At 63.5% G+C, this 21992-nt stretch carries 17 protein-coding genes; 7 read left to right on the top strand and 10 right to left on the bottom strand.

The features are described 5' to 3' along the window. Positions 1-281 precede the first annotated feature (281 nt). Together BN1136_RS04130 and BN1136_RS04125 are read right to left on the bottom strand one after the other, a co-directional pair. Positions 282-1727, bottom strand: a complete 1446-nt coding sequence (locus BN1136_RS04130) for a chitinase (RefSeq protein ID WP_082034974.1) — start codon at positions 1725-1727, stop codon at positions 282-284. A gap of 201 nt (positions 1728-1928) precedes the next feature. Continuing rightward, on the bottom strand, positions 1929-3158 hold the full coding sequence (locus BN1136_RS04125; RefSeq protein WP_043760285.1) for a methyltransferase: 1230 nt from the start codon (positions 3156-3158) through the stop codon (positions 1929-1931). Positions 3159-3315: 157 nt separating this feature from the next. Between BN1136_RS04125 and BN1136_RS04120 the strand changes: the two genes are divergently transcribed. The 3 genes from BN1136_RS04120 (at position 3316) to BN1136_RS04110 (ending at position 5475) form a co-directional block, all read left to right on the top strand. Then, positions 3316-3894 carry a PhnA domain-containing protein gene (locus BN1136_RS04120; protein WP_043760284.1) on the top strand — a complete coding sequence of 193 codons (579 nt, stop codon included), beginning with the start codon at positions 3316-3318 and terminating at the stop codon, positions 3892-3894. 643 nt (positions 3895-4537) lie between these two features. Continuing rightward, the gene (locus BN1136_RS04115) at positions 4538-4741 is read left to right on the top strand and encodes a hypothetical protein (RefSeq protein WP_043760281.1); all 204 of its coding nucleotides are present in this window, start codon (positions 4538-4540) and stop codon (positions 4739-4741) included. A 149-nt stretch (positions 4742-4890) separates the two neighbouring features. After that, the gene (locus tag BN1136_RS04110; RefSeq protein ID WP_043760279.1) at positions 4891-5475 is read left to right on the top strand and encodes a hypothetical protein; all 585 of its coding nucleotides are present in this window, start codon (positions 4891-4893) and stop codon (positions 5473-5475) included. 44 nt (positions 5476-5519) lie between these two features. Here BN1136_RS04110 and BN1136_RS04105 read toward each other — a convergent pair whose 3' ends face one another. The 6 genes from BN1136_RS04105 to cmoM form a co-directional block, all read right to left on the bottom strand. Beyond that, positions 5520-6035, bottom strand: coding sequence for a SixA phosphatase family protein (locus BN1136_RS04105; protein WP_043760277.1), 516 nt, complete (start codon positions 6033-6035; stop codon positions 5520-5522). 156 nt (positions 6036-6191) lie between these two features. Further along, positions 6192-6584, bottom strand: a complete 393-nt coding sequence (locus BN1136_RS04100; RefSeq protein ID WP_043760275.1) for a septal ring lytic transglycosylase RlpA family protein — start codon at positions 6582-6584, stop codon at positions 6192-6194. A gap of 174 nt (positions 6585-6758) precedes the next feature. Next, complete coding sequence (gene mukB, locus BN1136_RS04095; RefSeq protein WP_043760272.1) at positions 6759-11186, bottom strand: chromosome partition protein MukB; 4428 nt, start codon at positions 11184-11186, stop codon at positions 6759-6761. Between the two features lie 45 nt (positions 11187-11231). After that, complete coding sequence (gene mukE / locus BN1136_RS04090; RefSeq protein ID WP_043760270.1) at positions 11232-11969, bottom strand: chromosome partition protein MukE; 738 nt, start codon at positions 11967-11969, stop codon at positions 11232-11234. Further along, positions 11950-13269: a chromosome partition protein MukF gene (mukF, locus tag BN1136_RS04085; RefSeq protein WP_043760266.1), complete on the bottom strand. Its 1320-nt coding sequence runs from the start codon at positions 13267-13269 to the stop codon at positions 11950-11952. The genes mukE and mukF overlap by 20 nt, the downstream gene beginning before the upstream one ends. A gap of 115 nt (positions 13270-13384) precedes the next feature. Continuing rightward, a complete protein-coding gene (gene cmoM, locus BN1136_RS04080) occupies positions 13385-14161 on the bottom strand; it encodes a tRNA uridine 5-oxyacetic acid(34) methyltransferase CmoM (protein ID WP_043760264.1) in 777 nt (258 codons plus the stop codon). Positions 14162-14258: 97 nt separating this feature from the next. On the opposite strand from cmoM, the gene elyC reads away from it, so the two are divergent. The 4 genes from elyC (at position 14259) to BN1136_RS04060 (ending at position 19562) form a co-directional block, all read left to right on the top strand. Next, the gene (elyC, locus tag BN1136_RS04075) at positions 14259-15044 is read left to right on the top strand and encodes an envelope biogenesis factor ElyC (protein WP_081843727.1); all 786 of its coding nucleotides are present in this window, start codon (positions 14259-14261) and stop codon (positions 15042-15044) included. A 135-nt stretch (positions 15045-15179) separates the two neighbouring features. Beyond that, a complete protein-coding gene (gene tpiA / locus BN1136_RS04070) occupies positions 15180-15935 on the top strand; it encodes a triose-phosphate isomerase (protein ID WP_043760261.1) in 756 nt (251 codons plus the stop codon). A 141-nt stretch (positions 15936-16076) separates the two neighbouring features. Continuing rightward, complete coding sequence (gene pfkA, locus BN1136_RS04065; protein ID WP_043760260.1) at positions 16077-17048, top strand: 6-phosphofructokinase; 972 nt, start codon at positions 16077-16079, stop codon at positions 17046-17048. A 1257-nt stretch (positions 17049-18305) separates the two neighbouring features. After that, positions 18306-19562: an amidohydrolase gene (locus BN1136_RS04060; RefSeq protein ID WP_043760258.1), complete on the top strand. Its 1257-nt coding sequence runs from the start codon at positions 18306-18308 to the stop codon at positions 19560-19562. A 76-nt stretch (positions 19563-19638) separates the two neighbouring features. Here the strand turns inward: BN1136_RS04060 and yjjG are convergent, their stop codons facing one another. Together yjjG and BN1136_RS04050 are read right to left on the bottom strand one after the other, a co-directional pair. Further along, complete coding sequence (gene yjjG / locus BN1136_RS04055; protein ID WP_043760256.1) at positions 19639-20319, bottom strand: pyrimidine 5'-nucleotidase; 681 nt, start codon at positions 20317-20319, stop codon at positions 19639-19641. A gap of 29 nt (positions 20320-20348) precedes the next feature. Beyond that, on the bottom strand, positions 20349-21833 hold the full coding sequence (locus tag BN1136_RS04050) for a M17 family metallopeptidase (RefSeq protein WP_043760254.1): 1485 nt from the start codon (positions 21831-21833) through the stop codon (positions 20349-20351). Positions 21834-21992: the final 159 nt, after the last annotated feature.

The following is a 21992-nucleotide window of genomic DNA, read 5'->3' as shown; positions in this document are numbered from 1 at the left end:
ACCAGTTGAAGTAGCACGCAAACCGGGCAGCGGCAACAGACCATCCGGCGATCCCCCCCTGCCAGGCAACCGGTTCGCGGGGGGCATCCCCCGTTATCCCGGCGGTTGACGGGCCATTGGCGCCTTCTCCTGCACCGGGATCAGGCGATGCTTATCGGACGTACTCCTTGCCGAGGGGCACAGCCCGCTATCTTCATAAAAAGAGAACGCACCAGGGGTGCCCTGCCCACAGACAATCAGGGGAGGCCTGTCGCCTCCCCTGCTCATGCTGCTGCCGCGGCTCAGTTCACCACAGCCCAGGGATCCCCCTTGCCAGGCTCATTGCCCTGGGTCCACCACTTGGCCTGATAGATGACCCCCTTGTGGCTCACCTTGTTGCCGGCGGTGTAGACCTTGCTTGCCTCCCAGGCGGGGACGCCGCCCACCGGTGGCGTAGTCGGGTCGACGGGCGCAGGATCGAGCTGGGCCACCACCCGCACCTTGGGCCAGTTGGCGTGGGAGCCGTAGACGTTGGTCACGCACTTCTCGTAATCCCCCGGCACCAGGGCCGAGTAGGCGGTCTGGAAGCCCACCAGCTCGCATTCGAACGAGTAGCCACCGGGTCTGTCCGGGTAGTATTTCCAGTTGCCGTCCCAGTTGGTGTAGAGCACGTCGGTGGCGCCGTTGAGGTTGAGGCTGCCATAGGGGGTCTGCTGCCAGCAGGTGTTCTTCTCGTCGGCCAGCACGGGGATCCCGTAGTGGGCCGCCAGCCCCTCCCAATAGCGGATACGGTTGACCGGCTGCCCCTTGTCCCTGTTCTGCTCGCCGCACTCGATGCCGCCGTTGATGACGTTGATGGTGGTGCCAAAGCCATAGCCGATGCCCGCCGCGATCTCCCGCTGGGAGGGCACCCAGGTGCGGTCGATCACGTGCAGCATGGCGGGCTTGGGAGCCTGCGGGGTCAGGAAGAACCAGATGGCGGAGGCAAGGTTGAGCCAGGAGTCGGCCACCAGCCCCGGGTTGTTGAGGAGCACAGAGGCATCGCCGCCAAACATGGCCTCGGAGAAGGCGCCGTAGTTGAAATGGTAGGAGAGCTGCTTGGCGCCGCGACCGAAATAGCCCTGGCCGGTGCTGCACGGCCACTTCTTGTTCTGCCAGTCGTTCTGGCCGCAACCCGTGGTGTAGCCGGTCTGTCCCTCCGACCAGCCCATCTCGCGCACGTGCACCAAGGCCTGCTGCCACTCCTCCAGCCCCAGCGGGTTGTCGGAGACATTGTCCTTGCCGATGTGGCCGCCGGTCTCCTGGGCGAAGTGGGCGAAGGCGGTGATGATGGATTTTTTGCAGATGGCATCGGCGTTGCGACCGTCCGTGTAGTCGCCGCAGAAGGCGGGGAACTTGCCGACCGCCCGCAGGAAGCGCTCGTAAGTGTATTCCGGAGCGGCCATCTGGGTCAGGAAGTCCCAGTCCGCTTCGGTGAAGACCCGCTCGACTCGCTTGACGTTGTCCGGGTTGCCGGGGGCGCGTGCCACGATCGCCTCCACCACGCTATTGGGCCGGGTCGCGAGGGCCTTGGACCAGATCCCGTACATGGGGTTGGCGGTCTTGGCCTGCGCCGCGCTGGCAAGATCCGCCGCCGCAATCACATAGCCGCCGCTGTTCTGGGGATCGGGCTGGATCGTCATGGCGGCCTGGCCCGGAAGTGCCCAGACGAGGGCAACCAGACAGGCAGTGCGCTTGAGTGTGAACATGGGTAACCATCCTTGTCTCGCAATAAAGTCAGGGGGGAGCATAGGCATCCCGACAACTAAATTCACGACAAGAATTAAGAATTTGGCGAAAATGTGAGCCATTTCACCGCTGCACTCAGATGGCGCTCTTTGTCGAGGAGGAACCGGCGGCGAACGTTGCCATCGCGCAGGCCCGTCGCCACATGCCGAGACCCTCTTCGGCTAGGCGCTGTGAGTGCGCACCGCCCGGATCAGCAGGTTGCGCGGGGTCATGGGCTTGGGGCAGAAGGTCCCCACCTCCACCTCGTACCCCTGCTCCTCGAGGAAGAGGGCGCGATCGAGCAGGAGCCAGATCTCGAGGGGGCGACGGAAGAGGTGGCGCACCAGCTCCATGCGGGCGACATCCCCGAAGCGCCGCTCTCCCCTGAGCAGGAAACCGTCGTAGTCGAGCCCCGTCGGCAGACTTATCCCCTTGCGCTCGGCGGCCCAGTGGCAGAAGGCCTCGAAGCCACCGGTCAGCAGGCTCTTTTGCAGGTTCGGCACCGGCAGGTACTCATCCACTCCGCGCAGCTGGCGCTGCAGGCAGTCGAAGGCGAGGCGCCACACCACCTCCTGTTCCCGCAGTCGGGCGATGCGGGCACCACCGGTCACCGTCTCCTGCAGCGGCAGCTTGAGGTCGCTCTTGCCAAGGCGCAATGCGCTGCCCTTGGCGGCCAGGGAGAGGGGCTCGTAGCGATCGCCCCGGATCAGGTGGTAGCAGCAGGGAGAGAGGGTCACCCCCCGGGCACGCCGCTCGGCTACTCGCGCTAGCAGATGGGTGTGCAGATCGCCGCAGGCGTGCAGCGCCATGGCGTGGTGGTGCTCGGCGATGAGGTTCCCCGAGGCAGGAGCGAAGGCATCCGCCTCCACGAAGGTCATCCGCGCCCCGTCGCGCGCCGCGAGGCGTCGCCCCTCCTCGCAGAGTTCGCCCTGCCACTCCAGGCTCAGGATGTCGCGCCCCCGGTGCAGGGAGACCAGCCTTCCCAGGTGTCCCTTGCCGGCGCACCACTCCAGATAGGGGCCCGGGTGAGGGGGCAGGCAACCGGTGAAGGCCTCTATCTGCGCCTGCTTGCGCCCCGGCATGTACATTGCCACGGCCCTAGCGCACTGCACCGGCTCGGGCACGAACTCGGCGAGCGAGCTCAGGGCCTGCAGCTCGGCTCCCGCCGGGATCCAGGGAGCAAGCAGGGTGCAGAGCGCCCCCATGTCGCCATCGAGGCGTGCTATCTCCTCAAGGCTCAGGGCCTCCAGGCACTCGGCGAGGGCAGGCGCCTCGCTGGCGAAGGCGAGCCCCAGGTGGTGATAGGGCTGGTATTGCCACCAGTGTTTCTCGTCGGTGAGCAAGCGATCCAGTTGTCGAAAACGGTGGGCCAGCACGGTGAACCTGTCCTGCAGTGCAAAAGGGTGGCTCATTCTAGCGATCTGCCGTCAAAAAGCACTCGTCACCACGCCTCTGCACAAGCCTCGGGCGGTAGCCTGACAAAATACAGGGATTTGTGCTATATTCCGCCCCCTCCTTCGCGCTGCCCGCCCCGGCGAGCCGCTTTACCCCTATCAACGGAATCCAAACATGACCATCAATGCCATCCTGCAAGCCCGTGCGAATGCCAAATGCGAGCTGTGTGGCGCAGAACATGCGCTGACTGCCTTCCCGGTGCCGCACTCCCCCGCCAATGACGACGACCACAGCGTGGCACTCTGCACCACCTGCCGTGGCCAGCTGGAACAGCCGGACACCACGGACGTCAACCACTGGCGTTGCCTGGGTGACAGCATGTGGAGTCAGGTGCCGGCGGTGCAGGTGATGGCCTGGCGCCAGCTCAAGGCCCTCAGCACCCGGGGCGAGCTCTGGGCCCAGGACATGCTGGACATGATGTACATGGAAGAAGAGACCAGGGCATGGGCAGAAGCCGGTGTAGCGAGTGACGATGACGACAGCGTGCCGACCGTCGATTCCAACGGCGCCGTGCTGGTCGAAGGGGACTCCGTCACCCTGATCAAGGATCTGGACGTCAAGGGCGCCGGGTTCACCGCCAAGCGCGGTACCCTGGTCAAGGGCATTCGCCTGACCAACAATCCCCTGCACATCGAGGGCAAGGTCAACGGCATGCAGATCGTGCTGGTGGCCGCCTACCTGAAGAAGGCCTGATACCGCCCCTGCCTGACAGAAGCGCCCCCAGGGGCGCTTTTTTGTTGCCCCGATATCCTGGCATTCGGGTGGCGCCAGGGGAAAACTGGACTATCCTGCAAACCAGTTCCGCGGTATGCCCCCTCCCCTGGCTGCCAGTGTGTCAGTGGAGAGGGCCTTCCCGGCACGCATGGAGAGACCCCGGGCACCATGATCCCCATGATGCCCCCGACCCCAAGGAGCAATCCCATGGCCAGCAAGAAAGAGCTCAAGAAGAAGATCGCCGCCCGTCAGGCAAAAATAGCCAAGCACGAGAGCAAGATAAAGAAGCTGAAAAAAGCCCTGAAGTAGGATGACTAGCCAATGAAAAAACCGCCTTCAGGCGGTTTTTTCATTGGGCTCTCTCCGCGACCAGGCCGGGTGAATCACAGATTCGAACCCCCATCACCCGGATGATCTCCTGTGCTCACCTCCTATCCACCTTGCCCGGCCGGAGGCCCGGATTCTGCCGGGGTCTCGTCATCACGCCGCGACAACATGCCCATCTCTTCCCCCAGCCGGATCTCGATGATCACGCTGTGGTGCCGCTTGGGCGCCGCAGATCCCTGCCGTCGGAGCTAGAGTTGTAAACGTGTCCGTATATGAGCCTGTTGTGGAGCGCCATATGTATTCCTACACCCTCACCTTCAGGGAGGAGGCCGACAAGCTGACCGCCCCCGATCACGAGATCCTCCTGCAGAGCCCGGCCCAGGCCGGCGACTTCGTCATCCTCTCCGACGGCAGCCGGCACCAGGTGATGTTCGTCACCCACAGGGCCCATTACAGCAGCCTCTATCTCGACAAAGGGGTGCGTATACCCCAGAGCTGACCCCCATCCTCTCGCACCGCCATCTGGCGAGCAGAGCGCCGCCTGCTAACGTGAGAGAGAGTCGCCATCTTGCCACCCTGATGGCAAGCCCGGCGCCTTGCGGCCAGGGTTGCAGGGCGCCAGCCTTACCATTCCTTGAGGAACCGATCATGTTCAGAAATGCTGCACTCATCCTGACCCTGTCCCTGCTGGGCAGCGCCCAGGTTCACGCCATCAATGCCAAATACGCCGAACAGCTGGAGCGCTCCGGCTGTACCCAGGTCACCGAGGCCCAGGGCTGTGACATCCACAAGAGCAAGGCGGAGAATGCCAAGGCGGGATTTGGCCCCCCTGCCCCGGCCGCCGACGGTGGTCTCAACCTCAGCTACAAGCAGAAACTGGAGCGTTCCGGTTGCACCCAGGTGAGCGAACTCAACGGGTGCGACATCAACAAGACCAAAGCAGAGAATGCTGCCGCAGGATTTGGCGCGGCCCCCGCCAGCGGCAGCCCCTATGCCGGCAACTGGGTCGCCACCTTCCCCGAGACGGGCGCCACCGTGGCCACCATCCGCATCGATGCACAGGACCGGGTATGGGTCAACGGCAAGCCGGTCAAGGCCAAGAAGTCCGACGGTGCCCTGGTGTTCAAGCAAGGCATGGTCACCTACACCATCCAGGGGGATCGCCGCATCAAGGGAGAAGATGGCTGGGTCGACAACGATGCAGGCACCAAGGGGCCGATCTCGGTCGAGTAGGTGGAACGCCAAGGCGCAGTAAGGGGAGCCCTGGCTCCCCTTTTTCATGGCTTGTGGCCCCGCTCATCCCGGTGCAGCCTGGGATAATCGAAGCTCACCCCCTTGAGGGATCGGGCCGCCAGCGCCGACCAGGATGGCGCATCAAAGGTGAAGCACGCGACGGCGCAGGTCGGCATCCGGGTGATCTTGCTTGAGAAGCGATGGGCCAGGGCGGTGAACTCCGGATCGTGACCGACGAGCATCACGCACCCCAGCGTGTCGGCAAACTCCCCCACCACCTCGAGCAGGGTATCCACATTGCTCCCGTAGAGGCGATCATCGACCGCTATCCGGCTAATCGGGTAACCCAGCGCCCCGGCGATCAGCCTAGCTGTCGACAAGGCCCGGCAGGCGGGACTGGAGAGGATGAGATCGGGCTTCACCCCCGCCCGTGCCAATCGGTCCCCCATCAGGGGGGCATCACGCAGCCCCCGTGGAGCCAGGGGGCGCGCCCTGTCAGGCAGCCCAGCCTCTTCCCAGCTCGATTTTGCATGGCGCACCAGCAACAACGTCCTTTGCATCGAAACGTCCCCTCTCCCGTGTGCCTTACAGGCATGGCGATCTCCCTCAGAGGGTAGCGGAGAATCAGTGCCGGACCTTGACCACCTCGCTGCATCACCCAAAAAACAAAACGGGAGGCAGTGCCTCCCGTTTCGATGACGCTGTACTGACAATCGCTAAGGGACTACCTCCAGCTTCACCTTGATAAGCCCGGTTCGGGGATTGCCGATGGCGCTGAAGGCTGCCCTGGAGAGATCGATGATGCGTCCCCTGGCAAAGTTGCCCCTGTCGTTGACCCGTACCACCACGCTCTTGCCGTTGGCGAGGTTGGTGACCTTGACCTGGGTGCCGAAGGGCAGCGTCATGTGAGCCGCCGTGTTGCCCCCCCTCTTGTGCAGTTCGCCGCTCGCGGTCCTCTTGTTGTGGTAGCGATCGGCATAGTAGGAGGCGAGCCCCGTCTGGGTGTAACCGCGCACGCTGCCATCCTCACCGGCCTGCGGCTGGCTGCTGCAGGCGGCCAGCAGCAGACTCAGGGGGATCAGCACCCCCTTTTGCACCATGGTGATCATCATCCACTTCCTCGACTCAGTGTTCGGCGCCACACCGGCTCAAAGGCCATAGCGTCAACGCCAGGTTCAATCCTGCAAACAGGGGGCTACTCTCTCACTTTCCCATAGAAAACGGGAGGCCTGTGCCTCCCGTTTTGGTTATCGCTCCGTCAGCCTGTGTCAGGTGATGCGACCTCAGGCGATCAGCTTGTCGTCAGCAAAGCCGAAGCCCCGCAGTCCCACCACGTGCACGTGTTCGTGCTTGCCCTGCACCTTGCGGATGAGCTTGTAGGTGGTGCCCTTCTCGGGGCTGATGTTCTCGGGCGCCGCGATGAGGAGCTGCATGTCCTGCCGCTCGCACAGCTCGAACAGGGTGGCGATGGACTTGCCATCCAGGCGCGCCGCCTCGTCCAGGAACAGCAGACGGCAGGGAGCGATGTCCTTGCCGCGCAGGCGGCGGGACTCCTCCTCCCAGCTGATCAGCACCATCAAGAGGATGGCCTGACCGGTGCCGATCGCCTCGCCGGTAGAGAGGGCGCCGCTCTCGGCCCGCAGCCAGCCATCGGCACCGCGCTGCACCTCGATCTCCAGCTCCAGGTAGTTGCGATAGTCCAGCAGCACGTCCCCCATCACCTGGTAGTTGCGCTCCCCCTGCTCCACCTGCGGGTTCAGGCGCTGGAACAGCTTGGCCATGGCCTCGGAGAAGCTGAGCTCCTTGTCGGCAAACAGATCATTGTGCATGGCACTCTGATCGGCGAGCGCGGTCAGGAGGCGAGTGTGGGCCTCGCGGATATTGACGTTGAGGCGCACCCCGCGTACCAGACCGAAGGCGATGTTCTGCAAGCCCTGGTTCAGCACCCGGATGCGGTTCTGCTCCCGGCGGATGATGTTGGTGATCTTGGCCGCTACCTCGTGGGAGGAGAGAGACAAGTGATTCTCCCGCTGCTTGAGCTCATCGGCCAGACGGGCCAGCTCGATCTCCATCTCCTCGATGGCCTCCACCGGATCGTCCGAGCGGATGATGTCGTTGCGGATGCGATCTTTGAGGTAACGGTAGACCTGCACGTAGAAGGCGACCTTCTGCTCGGTGTTGCGGTTGCCTTCCGACAGACGCAGCGCATCGCGCAGGGCCTCGTCGTGGGCCACCGCCACCCGCAGGGCGCCGAGGGCCTTGTCCGACATGGAGCGCAGCTCGTCGCTGTCTAAGTAAGCCAGCTCGCGCTTGTTGAGGCGCTTCTCGACGTCGGTCTCCCGCGCCAGGCGCACCACCCGCGACCAGCTCGCCTTGTGGCCCACCAGGGATTTGCGAGCGCCGTAGTAATCCTTGCCTTCCAGCTTGAGACGACCGCCGAGGGATTCAATCTCGCGCTTGCACACCTGCAGCTGGGCCTCGGCACTGGTACGACGGGTCCGGGTGCGGATGAGCAGCTCTTCGATCTCTTTCTTGTGGGCGCGGGCCTTCTCTTCCATGTCATCCGACAGGGAGAGCCCCATGGCCCCCAGCTCCTGCTCGAACTCCGCCAGGGTCTGCCCCTTGGCCGCGGCGCTGGAATCGAGCGCCGTGCGCAGCTGCAGCGCCTCGGTGTGGCGCAAGGCGATCAGCTTGTGCTGCTCGCCGGCGGTGCGGGCGGCCAGTTCCGCCGCCTTGAGCTTCTCTTTCAGGCGCTCGCTCATCTCGGAGGCCTTGCCGAGCAGGTCCTGCGCATCTTGATAGGCGAAGTGCGGCAGACGGGCCACCAGCTGATCGAGTGCGTAGCAACGGCGCTTCTGCTCCGCCAGCTGTTCGCTCGCCTCGTCAAAGGTGGCCTGCAGGGCGGCGAGATCCTGGGGATCCTGGCGCAGCACCTGCGCCAGAGTCTCGAGTTTCTCGAGGGCCTTGCCGTGCTTGGCGACAAAGGCTTCGGCTGTTTTAAGGGCCTCAACATCGGCGTGGGCCGCCTCGAGTCGCGCCGCCAGGTCTGCCTCGGCAAAGAGATGGGCGAAGGGCAGCATCCCCTGCACCAGCTGGATATGGCGAGTCAGCTGGGCAGCGGCTGCCTTGGCCTCGGCCAGCTGCTTGTCGCACTCGGCGATGGTCTCTTGCAGCTTGCGCTGCTCGGCCTGTTTGGCCTGCACTTCCGCTTCCGGGTCGGGGCGGAAGGCGATATCCAGGTGGGCACCGATAAAGTCGCGGAAGTGGCCGTAGAGGCGGTGGTACTTCTGCTGCTCGAAGGCGGCCTTGGCGTAGCCCTCGATGAGATTTTCCCGTTCCAGGTCCAGCTGCTCGATCCGTTTTTCCCGAGCGGCGCGGCCAAAGAGCGGCAGATCGGGGTAGCGGGAGAAGCGCACCTGACGCTTGCTGGTGCGCACCAGCACGGCGTCCCCCAGCTCGTCCGCCTCCACCAGATCCTCGTCAAAGGAGTCGGGGTTGCCCTGGATGAGGTAGATGTCCTCCGGGCAATCGTCCAGCTTTTTCAGCCGCTCGATGGCGCCTTCCAGGTCGAGCACCACCAGGGCGCTGCGAGCCGGACCGTAGAGCGCCGAGTAGTAAGGGGCATCGTCGATGGAGATGTCGTCGTAGACGTCGGAGAGCAGCACGCCCCCCACCTGCTCGGCGATGCGGGCAAGGCGCGGATCGGCCTCGCCGGCCCCCAGCTGCAGGTTGCGAATTTGCAGCTCCAGCGCCTGTTTCTGGCTCTGGATGCGGTTGCTCTCCTGCTCGAACTCCCGCTCCTTGTCGAGCACGCTCTGCATGCCGGAAGAAAGTTCTTCGGCGGTGGCGAGCGGCAATCCGCTCTGCTCGCGCAGCTGCTCGAGCTTCTCGAAGGACTTCAGCCAGCGGGGGGCGAGCTTGGTCAGCTCCGCGATATCGCGGCCCAGCTGGGCCCCCTGATGCTCCAGGCTGGCGCGGCGCTGGTTCGCCTCCCCTTGCTGCTCGGCGAGCTCCTCCTGACGGGTGCGCTGGGCTTCCAAGAAGAGTTCCAGCTCGTCCTGGCTGGCAATGTGCTGACCAGACGCCTGGGCCAGCTCGTCTCGCAGCCGCAAGAGGGTCTTCTGGCTTTCGCTCTCCTTCTCGAGGCGGGCCAGGGCGGCGCGCAACCCCTGCCCCTGGGCAATGCGGGCCTTGTCCTCGATATGGCGCTTGAGCAGGGCCTGGGCTTGGGGCCAGGCAGCCTCACGGGCGGTCTCGGGAGCGATGCTCAAAAGCAGCGCCAGCGCCGCCTCGTGCTCGGCCACCGCCGCCTTGGCGAGCGCCAGCTGCTGCTCGGCGGCCAGCACCTGACGGGTCAGACTCTGCTCGGCGGCGCGGAACTGGTGCAGGGCGTCACTCGCCTGTTCGGCGGTCAACCCCGGCAGTTCGCACTGCTCGCGGGCGTTTTCCAGGGCCTGCACCGCCTGGCGGTACTGGATGGCGCGGGTCTGCTGGATATCCAGCGCCTGCTGGTAGTCGGCGAGCTGGGTCTTGAGGCTGTCCACCTCTCCTTGCGCCAGCTCCTTGCGCTCCTCCACCTCCAGCAGCTGGCCGTGGATCTCTTCCACCACCGCCTGCTGCTGCTCGAGCTTGTCCACCAGCTCCGCGAGATCGGCGCGGTACATCTCGATCTTCTTCTGCAGGTTGACGGCCGCCATCACCTTGGCCAGGTGCTCGGCGGCGGACTCCAGCTCGTCGGTCAGGAGCTTCTCGCGGTTGGTGAGCTGATCCACCTCGTCCGCCAGATAGATGGCGCGCTGCTTCTCCTCGGCGAGCAGGCGGCGTTTGCCCGCAAGCTCGGCACGGGCCTTCAGGGCCAGCTCGGAGAGCCGGCTCTTCTCGGCGGCGCCCCGCACATACTCCGCGGCCACGTAGTGGGTGGTCTCGGTGATGAGGTTCTTGAACAGATCCCGCTGACCCTGGGTCTCCTTGATCGCCTCCAGGGTGCGGCGGTTCTCGTAGATGGCCGCCTCCATGTCCTGGAATGCCTTGCGCACGCCGGAGTTCTCCGGCAGCAGGTATTCCCGCAGGGAGCGGCTGATGGATGATGAGATGCCGCCGTAGAGGGAGGCCTCGATCAGGCGATAGAACTTGCCGCGATCCTTCTGATCACGCAGCTTCTTCGGCGTGATGCCGAACTCGAACATGAAGTTGTGATAATCGGTCACCGTATTGAACTTGGCGACCTTGATGGCGCCGAGCTCCGCCGCCGCCCCTTTCAGATCGGCGAAGGCACGCACCCGCCCCTTGCCGTCGTCGAGCTTCTCCAGCAGCAGATCGGTGGGCGCCAGGTGCTCGGGCACGTCAACCAGGGCGAACGGGGTGATGTTCACCTTGTTGTCGCGGTTGGCCACCTGCTCCAGGTGCACGCCGACCCAGATCCGCTGCTCGCGGCTGTTCATCACTCCCAGCACCGAGTAGCAGTGACCGCGCTGCAGCTTGCCGTAGAGCCCCTTGTCGCGGGACGCGCTGGATGAGCCCGCCTCCGTGGTGTTACGAAAATGCAGCAGGGACTGATCGGGAATAAGGGCCGCGATGAAGGCCGCCATGGTGGTGGACTTGCCCGCGCCGTTGCCGCCGGACAAGGTGGTCACCAGCTGGTCGAGATCGAAGGTCCGGGCGAAGAAGCCGTTCCAGTTGACCATGGTCAGGGATTTGAATTTACCTCTCACGCCGCACTCTCCATCAGGACTCTCGTCTCCATCTGTGCCAGAAAATTAGTCTCGCAGATCATCTTCGACCTCCAGCTCAAGCTGCTCTTCGTCCAGATCCCCTTCGATGTCCTCGAACAGGGAATCGCTGCTCGGCATCTCGTCGTCGTGGAAGATGGCCTCCCCCTCCTGGATCATCCGCAGCTGCACCGCGCGGGGATCCTCGTCGGAGCGCACGTCGGCGGCGAAGCGGAACACGGACTCGTTGACCCGGAACTTGTCGCTGTTGCCAAGGGCGGTGATCATCCCGAGGCGCTTGAGGCGACGCATGGAGGTGCGGATCTTCTCGAGGAGTTTCTTCTTGTCGAGATCGGTGCCGCCGGAACGGCTGTTGACCATGCGCAGCAGCTGTTTCTCGTCCGCCAGCCCCAGCACCTCCTCCTGTAGCTCGGCCATGGAGAAGACCCCTTCCGAGGCGAGGCGGTCCGGGCTCAGGAACAGGTAGCAGAGCACCTTGCCCACCAGCATATCGAGCTCAGATAACACTGTTGTTCCGATGTCGGCACTCGGGCGCGGGCGCAGGTAGAAGAAGCCTTCCGGCGCCTTGATGAGCTCGACCTGATAGCGGCCGTAGAAGATCTCCAGCTCGCCGTGGTACTCCACCAGGGCGGAGTGCTGCTCGAACTCGTCGGCACTGATGTGACGACCGGAGCGCAGGGCGGTGTCGATGCGCGGAAACAAGGGGTTGGCGATGGCCTCTGCGAGTCGCAGGGGCAAGGGAAACTCAGTATTGATCGATGACATAGGCCTGAACCTTGGATCCAGCTTGGTTAATGGGTTTCCATGCGGGCTGACGGTGATGCTCGCGCTCACCGCTGGCATGGCCGAGACGCACGGCCTGATCGATCAGGAGGCGCGCCACGTCGAAGTGGGCATGGGCCGGGTAGTCCAGCAGGTACTCCCGCAGCACGTCCGCGAGATCCAGCTGATGGCCCTGCTCGGGGTAGCGGGCCAGGTAGCGCTCGATGCGCTCGGCCAGCTCCTGATTGATGTCCACCATCTCCATGTACTCCATCTCCAGCGGCACCTCGCCGGTGACTTCTTCGTCGTGGATGGCGATGGTCTCATCCCGCAGCTCCAGGAGGCGCGGCTCCTCGGCCACTCGCAGCAGCCAGTTGTGCTGCTCGAAGTTGCGGATGGATTCCCGCAGCCGCTGGCTGAAGGCGCGGTTCTTGTCCATGTCGATGGCGTTGCGGATGAATTTGTGGACGTGTCTGTCGTAGCGGGACCAGAGCTCGATGCACTGCTGGCCCCAGGCGGTGATGACGTCAAGCCGCCCCTGCAGGGCATGGGTCAGCTCCTCGACGTGGAACAGATCGTCGCGCCCCTGGGCCGCCTCCTGAATGTTGAGCAGCCCCGCCTGCAGGCGGTGACCGGCGGCATCCAGGGTGTCCTGCAGTTCGCGCAGGGTCTGACCGGTCTCGTGCAAGAGCTTCTCGCAGCTGTGGATGGCATCGACCCAGTTCTGGGTCAGCAGGGCCGCGATCTCGCCCTTCACCTGGTTCTGCTGCTCATCCATGGCGCGCTGGGTGAGGTCGATGCGCCCGAGCGTCTCCTCAAGGGAGAAGGTGAGACGGGGCAGCACCTCGGCATCCCACTGCTCCCGGGTATTGGTCTCGAGCGCGGCCTTGCGGGCGGTGTCGAGCTCGGCAGCCAGGTGCTCGAGCAGGATGGAGAGCTTGATGGAGTCCACCTGACGGCTCTCCAGGAAGAAGTCGACGATGCTCATGCCAAGGCGCGACAGGCGGTAGAGGCTCTCCCCCGCCACCATGTCGGTGGTGAAGCGCGACAGCAGCTGCTGGCGAATGAGATCGTTGATGGCGTTGTTGGCGCGACCGGTGAGGGTCTCGTCCATCTGGCCGAAGGCGCTGCTCACGTAGCCGAAGGCATCGTGCAGCGCGGCCTCCGAGAGATCAGACTCGTCCTCGGACAGGGTCTTGATCGCGATCAGAAAGGCCAGCCGGTCGGTGGGGAGGTTCAGGGACAACCCCTCCTGTCTGACCCATCCCACCGTCTCTGGCAGGGTACGGGATGTACTCATCATGACGTTATCATCTCGTTGTTATAGCCGGCGGGTCACTCGCCCGCCGTGGTGATATAGGCCGGGGTCGGTGGCGCCCCGGCGGCTGGATCCCGCATCGTATTCACGCCGGTGTGTCTCAACCGGCTGGTTTCTGGGCCATCACATGGATATAGCGACCCAGGGAGACAAAGGGTTCCTGCCGGCAGTACTGCTGCTCCATGGCCAGCAGATCGTCGAACTTCTCGACCTGATCCTGCTTGTGGCGCATGTAGTCGTGGATGACCCGCACCCCGGTCTTGCCGATGATCCGCAAGCCTCCCCTGCCTATCCAGTCATAGACCTGCTCGGGGATCTGGGGATTGGTGGGGGTCAGGGCAGTCTGGCGCTTCTTGCGAAGGCCCAGGCGCACATAATCGAAATTGCCCACCACCAGGCTCTGGAACAGGAGGCCGTGACGATTGTAGAAAAGCAGCGACAGTATGCCCCCAGCCTTGACGAAAGGGAACAGACCCAGCAAGGTCTGGCGCGGCTCGGCGAGCCACTCCAGCACCGCATGGCAGAGCACCAGATCGAAGGTACCGGTCACGTGTTGCTTCAGATCCTGAATGGGGCAATGGATGAGACGAATTCTGTCTTCCAGCCCCTTCTCGGCGATCTGGGTGCGGGCCAGGGCCAGCATCTCCGCCGAAAGATCGCACAGCTCCACCTGATGGCCCATGGCCGCCAGCTTCTGGGCGAAGTAGCCAAAGCCGCCTCCTGCATCCAGGATGCGCAGGGGCCGATTGCCCAGGCGTGCCAGGCAGGCCTCGATGTCGCTCCACACCACGGTCGTGCGGATGCACCCCTTGGTGGAGTCGTAGATGTTGCGGGCGAACTTGTCCGCACGCCCGTCAAAACTCTGATCTTGCTTCAAGACACACTCAACTCTTGGCCGCAGGATTGGGCCAGACCAAAAAGAGGGGTATTCTGTCACATCCCGAATTTGCTGAAAACTCAAGGACGTCGCTGCCGTGTTCGAGTTCAACCTCTTTGTCCTCAAGAAATGGCTGGGCCAGCTGCTGATGCCGCTCCCCTTCTCCCTCTCCTTATTGCTGCTGGCGATCGGGCTGCTCTGGTTCACCCGTTTCCAGAAAACCGGCAAGCTGCTGGCGACCCTGTCGCTTGTGATCGTTGCCCTGATGGGCATGCGACCGGTGAGCTATGAGCTGGCCCGTGGGCTCGAGCAGACCTATCCCCCCTTCGAGGTGAGCCAGCATCCCCATCTAGACGCCATCGTCGTGCTCGGCAACGGCCATGTGAGCGATCCCGCCGTGCCCATGATCAGCTGGCAGAACAACATCTCCCTGGCCCGCACCCTGGAGGGGGTACGCCTTGCCCAGGCTTATCCGCAAGCGGAGCTCATCTTCTCCGGCGCCGTGGCGGGCGATCCCCTCTCGAACGCCGAGGTCAACGCCCGCATGGCCGAGACGCTCGGCATCCCGCGCGCCCGGATGACGTTGTTTGAAAACAACAAAGACACCCATGACGAGGCGGTCAGCATCGCCCGCCACCTCAAGGGCAAGCGGGTCGCCCTGGTGAGCTCGGCCACCCATCTGCCTCGCGCCATGGCCCTCTATCGCGGTCAGGGACTCGATGCGATGCCGGCCCCCACCGATTACACCGCCAAGCAGAGTCAGGTGCCGCAACCCCTCTATACCTACCTCCCCAAGGGGCGCTATCTGATGTATTCCGAGGCTGCCATTCACGAGTGGATTGGGGTATGGTGGGCCCGTTTGCGGGGGCAGGTCACCGAGTGAGCAATCGCGCCTTTCATTCCTGATTTGGATCAGGAAAGCGAAAAAAAATTACGTCATTTGCCGCCGGGTCAGCTATCTTGGGCTCGGTTCAATTCATATAATGTTGCGCAATCAAATGCCTAGGAGATATAGAAGATGAGACAGCACCTGGTAATGGGTAACTGGAAACTGAACGGCACCAAGGCTTCCGTGGAAGCTCTGATCAAAGGACTGACCCCGGCTGCTGCCGCTCATCCTTCCGTGCAAGTCGCCGTCTGCCCGCCTGTTATCTTTTTGGGTCTGGTTGAACAGCTGACCGCCGGCAGCAAGATCGCCTACGGTGCCCAGAACGCCGACGTTCACGAGTCCGGCGCCTTCACCGGCGAGAATGCCCCCTCCATGCTCAAAGCCTTCGGTTGCACCTACTCCCTGGTCGGTCACAGCGAGCGCCGTACCCTGCACGCAGAGACCGACGACGTGGTCGCTGCCAAGTACGAAGCCATCCAGAAGGGCGGCCTGGTCCCTGTCCTGTGCATCGGTGAGACCCTGGCCCAGTTCGAAGCCGGTACCACCAACCAGGTCGTCGAGACCCAGCTGAAAGCCGTCATCGACCGCTGTGGCATCGCCTCCTTCAGCAACGCCGTCATTGCCTATGAGCCTGTCTGGGCCATCGGCACCGGCAAGACTGCCACCCCGGAAATCGCCCAGGCCGTGCACGCTCACATCCGCCAGTACCTGGCCGGCTTTGACGCAGACGTGGCAGCCAAGGTACAGATCCTGTACGGCGGCTCCGTGACCGGTGCTACCGCTGCCGACCTGTTCGGCCAGCCGGACATCGACGGCGGCCTGGTGGGCGGTGCGTCCCTGAAAGTGGACGACTTCTCCCAGATCATCGCTGGCGCCGCCAAGTAAGCGGCCAGAAGAGAGGGGCTTGCCCCTCTCTTCATATCGCTTTCCTATGGACCCTTCGCCATAGGAAAGCCGATATAGTAAAAGCGGGCTCGCCGTATTTTTCAGATATAGATTTTCGACAACTCAGATCCAGAGGCACTCATGACCAAACAAATCAAACGTATTGGTGTTTTGACCAGTGGTGGTGACGCACCGGGTATGAACGCAGCCATCCGCGCCGTGGTGCGCGCCGGTCTGCATCATGGCCTGGAAGTTTACGGCATCTATGATGGCTACCTCGGTCTGCACCAGGACAGGATCGTCAAGCTCGAGCGCCACAGCGTCTCCGACGTGGTGAACCGCGGCGGCACCTTCCTGGGCTCCGCCCGCTTCCCCGCCTTCAAGGACCCGAAAGTCCGTGCCGAGGCGGTCGAGAACCTGAAGAAGCACGGCATCGACGCTCTGGTGGTCATCGGCGGTGACGGCTCCTACATGGGTGCCAAGAAGCTGACCGAGGAAGGTTTCCCCTGCATCGGCCTGCCGGGCACCATCGACAACGACATCGCCGGTACCGACTTCACCATCGGCTTTGATACCGCCCTGAACGTGGTTGTCGACGCCATCGACCGTCTGCGCGACACCTGCAGCTCCCACCACCGCATCTCCGTGGTCGAGATCATGGGCCGCCACTGCGGCGATCTGGCCATGTCTGCCGCGGTTGCTGGTGGCGCCGAGTACGTGATCGTGCCGGAAGTGGCCTTCGACAAAGAGAAGCTGCTGCAACAGATCAAGGAAGGCGAGACCAAGGGCAAGAAGCACGCCATCATCACCATCTGCGAGCACGTCACCGACGTCAACGCTCTGGCGAAAGACATCGAAGCCATGACCGGCCGCGAAACCCGCGCCACCATCCTGGGCCACATCCAGCGTGGCGGTGCCCCGACTGCCCGTGACCGCATCATGTCCAGCCGTATGGGTGCCTTCGCCGTCGAGCAGTTGCTGGCCGGCCAGGGTGGCCGCTGCGTCGGTATCCAGGGCAACGAGATGGTGCACCACGACATCATCGACTGCATCGAGAACCTCAAGCGCCCGTTCAACCAGGAGCTGTACGATCTCTCCACCACCCTGTTCTAAGCCTTCGCTCCCGTTGCGAGCGGTGCTAATCAGGTTGTGTGACAAAACCCTCCTCCGGAGGGTTTTTTTATGTCTGCGCTGCCCTCGCCCGCGATGAGCACTCTCCCCGCATGGCCTCTTCACCCGCCCTTCCAAAGCATAAAGAGGCGTCCTGGCAACCCTTCCCTTATCTCCTGGGTGCGTTATCCCAGTCCCTTCCCTGTCTGGGTGTGTTTCCTCACCTGACCGGTGCCATCTACCCCGCCAGCTCGGTGCAAGGCCTGCGGCGCTCTCCACGCCCGTCTCCCTGCGCTCGGCTTATTTTCTTCCCAGGCCTTTTGAAGGAAGCCAGCTCGCACTCAGCAGATCCCAGACAGGCAGTACTTCTTCGCCGCACCGGGAGCGAACATTATCTGACCAGGATCACGGATGAGCCCCCATTTATCGACGCCTTATCGCCACTTTTTGCCGGTTAATTGAGAAAAGCGCCCAGGGTGCATGGCCAGAAACCGCTGCCCTGACTGGATTTTTTCCATATAGGGGGAAATAACATGACAGGAGGCAAAACATGACGCGCCCAGCCAACCAACCCCATCTTGACGACACTTACCGGCGCACCAAGGGTGCATATTTCTGCCACAAAATTGATAAAAACAGGATGGGCGTCATTCAAGACTACACATGAGACATCAATACTCAATCACTAACCTATTGAAATGAAATACAAAAAACAAAGATCGAGAGCATAGACACAAGCCATCACCAGAACTGGGCGATAAAACGGACACAAAGATGCAAAAACATGGCTTTATCATCAAGCTGTGCCATTTTCTTTATATAAATGCATTTTTCATTGTTTTGTCGGGTCATTGTGGTATCTTGGACCCATCAACAGTCAACCAAGGGAGACAAAATCATGAAAGAGTTCGTTGTTACCGCCGTTTTTACCGTGTTCTTCACCCTGGTTGCCGTCTCTCTGCCTTCACTGGCACAGCTGTAAGCCGGTCAATCAGTCAGCTGACACCCAGGCCCCATCATTATCACCGTCTGTGCGGTGATAAATGACGCACCAACACGCCCTTTTGAGGCGGTGTGACGAAATGCGACGGGAAAGCTGGATTATCTGGCACTGGTGAGCAATTAACGTCCTGACTGGCCTGTTCGCCATGATTGCAAGGGGAGCCTGAGTGCTCCCCCTGTTGCATCCATTGGCACGGGATTTACTCTTGCCCCCCTGACCGTCACAATGTCCCCTGGATTTGCCACACAGGAATGACCATGACTCAGGATGCCTTGCGCCGCTGGCGCCGCGACCTTCACCGTCTCCCCGAAGCCGCCTGGTGCGAGTTTCGCACCAGCACCCTCATCGCCCACCACCTCAATGAACTCGGTTTCTCCGTCATGCTCGGGGATCAACTGCTCGCCAGCAACCTCATCATGGGGCGGGAGATCGACGTTGACGCCGAGAAGGAGCGCGCCCTGCGCCAGGGCGCCCACCCCGACTGGCTGGCGCGCATCGACGAGCTCACCGGGGTGATGGGCCTGTGGGACAGCGGTCGTCCCGGCCCCACCCTGGCGTTTCGCTTCGACATCGACGCGGTGGAGGTGCAAGAGAGTGAAGAGGGGGCCCACCTGCCCAGCCAGGAGGGGTGGCACTCCACCAACCCGGGCTGGATGCATGCCTGTGCCCATGACGGCCATACCGCCATCGGGCTGGTGCTGGCCGAGCGGATCGCCGCCCAGGGGGATAAGCTCACCGGCCGCATCAAACTCTTCTTTCAACCTGCCGAAGAGGGATGCCGCGGCGGCAAGGCACTGGCGGCCGGCGGTCAGCTCGATGACGTGGACGCCCTGCTGGCGCTGCACATCGGCATCCACGCCAACAGTGGCGAGCTGGTGGTCAACCCCACCGAGTTTCTCTGCTCCACCAAGTTTGACGTGGAGTTTATGGGGCAAGCCGCCCATGCCGGGCTCGAGCCCAACGCGGGCCACAATGCCCTGGCGGCGGCCTGCATGGCCACCACGGCCATGCTCGGCATCCCCCGCCACCGCGACGGCATGACCCGCATCAACGTGGGCCAGCTCCATGGCGGCAGCGGCCGCAATGTCATCCCCGGCCACGCCCGGCTCATGGGAGAGACCCGTGGCGCCACACCAGCGTTGAATGACTACATGTTCAACCAGGTGCAGCAGATAGTGGAAGGGGCCGCCCTGATGCAGGGTGCCACCTACCTCATCCGCAAGCAGGGGGAAGCCATCGGTATCGAGAACAGCCCGGCCCTCATCGAGGAGCTCGTGCCCCTCGCACAGGGGATAGCGCTCGAGACCATCCATAGCCGCCGCTTCGGTGCCAGCGAGGACGCGGGCTTTCTCATCGAGCGGGTGCAGCAGAGCGGGGGCCAGGCTGCCTACCTCATCCTGGGTGCCAACCTGGCGGCCCCCCACCATCACCCGGAGTTCGACTTCGACGAGTCCGTGCTCGCCCCCGGTGTGGCGCTGCTGGAGGCCTGGCTGCTCCGCCGTCTCGGTCGCTGATGGGCGTCCCATGAAAAAAGGCAGCCCGAGGGCTGCCTTTTTGTTTCTGCCTGTCTCTGCGTGCGCCTGGCTGAACTCAGGCGCCCAGCACGATCTCCGAGAGGTGGGCGAAGTGGTGGATCTCGTGGGTCGCCTCGCAGGGCCCCGCCTCCCGGGACGGGTTGTACCAGCAGGTCGCGAGCCCTTGGGCCGCGGCACCGGCGATGTCGGTCTTGGGGTTGTCCCCCACCATCAGCACCCGCGCCGGGCTCGGCTGCCCCATCAGCTCCAGCGCGTGCTGGAAGATGGCCGCCGCCGGCTTGGTCACCTGCACCTCGTCGGAGATAACGAGGGGCTCAAACCACGCATGCCACCCCAGTTTGTCCAGGCGCCCGCGCTGGGGCACGCTGAAGCCGTTGGTGATGATCCCCATCCTGACCCGGCCCTTCAGGGCCTGCAGGGTCTCTTCCACCCCCTCCAGTGGGACGCTCAGGGCGATGATCTGCTGCAGGAAGGTGTCGTTCATCGCCATGGGGGACGCCGCCACCTGCTCCGCAAACAGGGAGAAACGGGTCTGCTGCAGGTGGGTGGCGTCGATTTCGCCAGAATTGTACTGCTGCCAGAGCCGCTGGTTCAGGGTGCGATAGGCCTCCATCTTGGGCGGTGTCGGCACCACGCCGTAGACCTGCAGAGTCCGCTCCAGGGCCTGGGCGACCGGGAAATCGAGCAGGGTTTCGTCCAGATCGAACAGCACCCAGTCATAGCTTGCTTGTTTCACGCTTGTCCTTATTGATTCTCAGGGATTCATCAGGCGTCGGGATCAACCATGCCCAGGGGGCTGGCGAGCAGGGTCAGCGACAGCCTGACACCGAATCCGGTCACCTCGCTGCCGACCACCCCGTTGCCCCCCTTGTTGCGAAAACCGCTCAGATCCAGGTGCAGCCAGGGCGTGGCGGCAGGCACGAAGCGGCTGAGGAAGCGGGCGGCATCGATGTGATCCGGCGAGCTCCCCGGCGCGCACTGTAACAGATCGGCCCACTCGCTATCGAGGTTGTCGTCGTAATCCTCGTCCAGCGGGAAGGGCCAGACCCGCTCGCCGCTCTGCTGACCCAGGCTGATCAGCCCGCCCAGCCACTCGGGGCGGTTGGTGAAGGCGCCGCTGTAGCGGCTGCCGAGCGCCCGCTTGCAGGCGCCGGTCAGGGTGGCGTAGTCGATCAGCAGATCCGGCTCCCCCTGCGCCGCCAGAGTCAGGGCATCCGCCAGCACCATGCGCCCCTCGGCGTCGGTGTCCACCACTTCGATGGTGGTGCCATTGAGGGCAGTCACCACCTCCCCGGGCCGGTAGGCCAGCGGGCCTATGTGGTTCTCGGCGATGGCGAGCCAGCAGTCTACCTCATAGGGCAATCTGGCCCGGCTGATGGCATGGAGGGTGCCGAGCGCCACCGCGCTGCCCCCCATGTCCAGGTGCATGCCATACATGCTGCCGCCGACTTTCAGGTTGTAGCCACCGGAGTCGTGGCAGATCCCCTTGCCCACCAGCGCGACGCGGCGCACCGGATTGGCTGGACAGTAGCTGAGTCTGACGATGGCGGCCTGGCCATCCGCCGAGCCTCTGGCCACCGCCAGGAAGGCGCCGGCCCCCTGCTCGGCAAGGGTGGCCTCGTCGAACTCCTGCCACTGCCAACCCTGCTCCTGTGCCAGCTGTCGCACAAAGGCCCGGTAACCTTGGGCATTGAGCTCGGAGGCAGGCAGCACAGCCAGGTGACGGGCCAGGCCGTTGCCCTCGGCCTCAGCCGTCAGGCGGGCCAGATCCAGATCCCAGGGCGGGGAGATCTGCAGGCTCTGGTAGCCCGCACCCTCCTCCTCCCCCCGCTTCTGGGTCGGTAGCCGCACATCGGCCGCCAGCAGGGCGGCGATCACCAGCTCTCCCAGGCGCGCCCTGCTGGCGTCATCGAAACCTTCCAGGTGCAGCGCCAGCTCCGTCGTCTTGAGCCCCGAAAGGGAAGCCACCCAGGTGCGCACCTGCTTGTAGAGACGGTGATCCAGAGCGGGCGCCGGATCGACGAAGATCACCAGCTGCACCCCCCGGCCGTCTGCCAGCCGGTAGGGCCCCTTCTGACCCAGGGCTATCTGGGCCGCCACCCCGGCGAAGGGGGCCTGTGCCAGCAGGGCATCCTGCGCGGTCTCGGCGATGAGCAGGATCTTGACGGGAACAGGGCTCGCCATCACCTCGTCGAGAGTGCGGGTCTGCAGGGTTATCTTGGGGGGGGAATAGCTGAAAGGTTGCATCACGGGCAGCGGCCTCATCCATGAACAGAAACCAGGATGATACCGAACAAATGGCGCAAGAGATCGCAAAAACACACATTAATGTGTGCATTCGAGGCTGAGGAGTGCTGAACAAGGGGTAAAACGAGTGAAAAGAGAGGAGAAGTTGGTTGCGGGGGCCGG

Source organism: Aeromonas taiwanensis (assembly GCF_000820165.1).
In the GTDB taxonomy this organism is placed as follows: Bacteria; Pseudomonadota; Gammaproteobacteria; order Enterobacterales; family Aeromonadaceae; genus Aeromonas; species Aeromonas taiwanensis.
The sequence above is the reverse complement of the archived record's forward strand: the minus strand, read 5'-3'. Positions and strand labels throughout refer to the sequence as shown.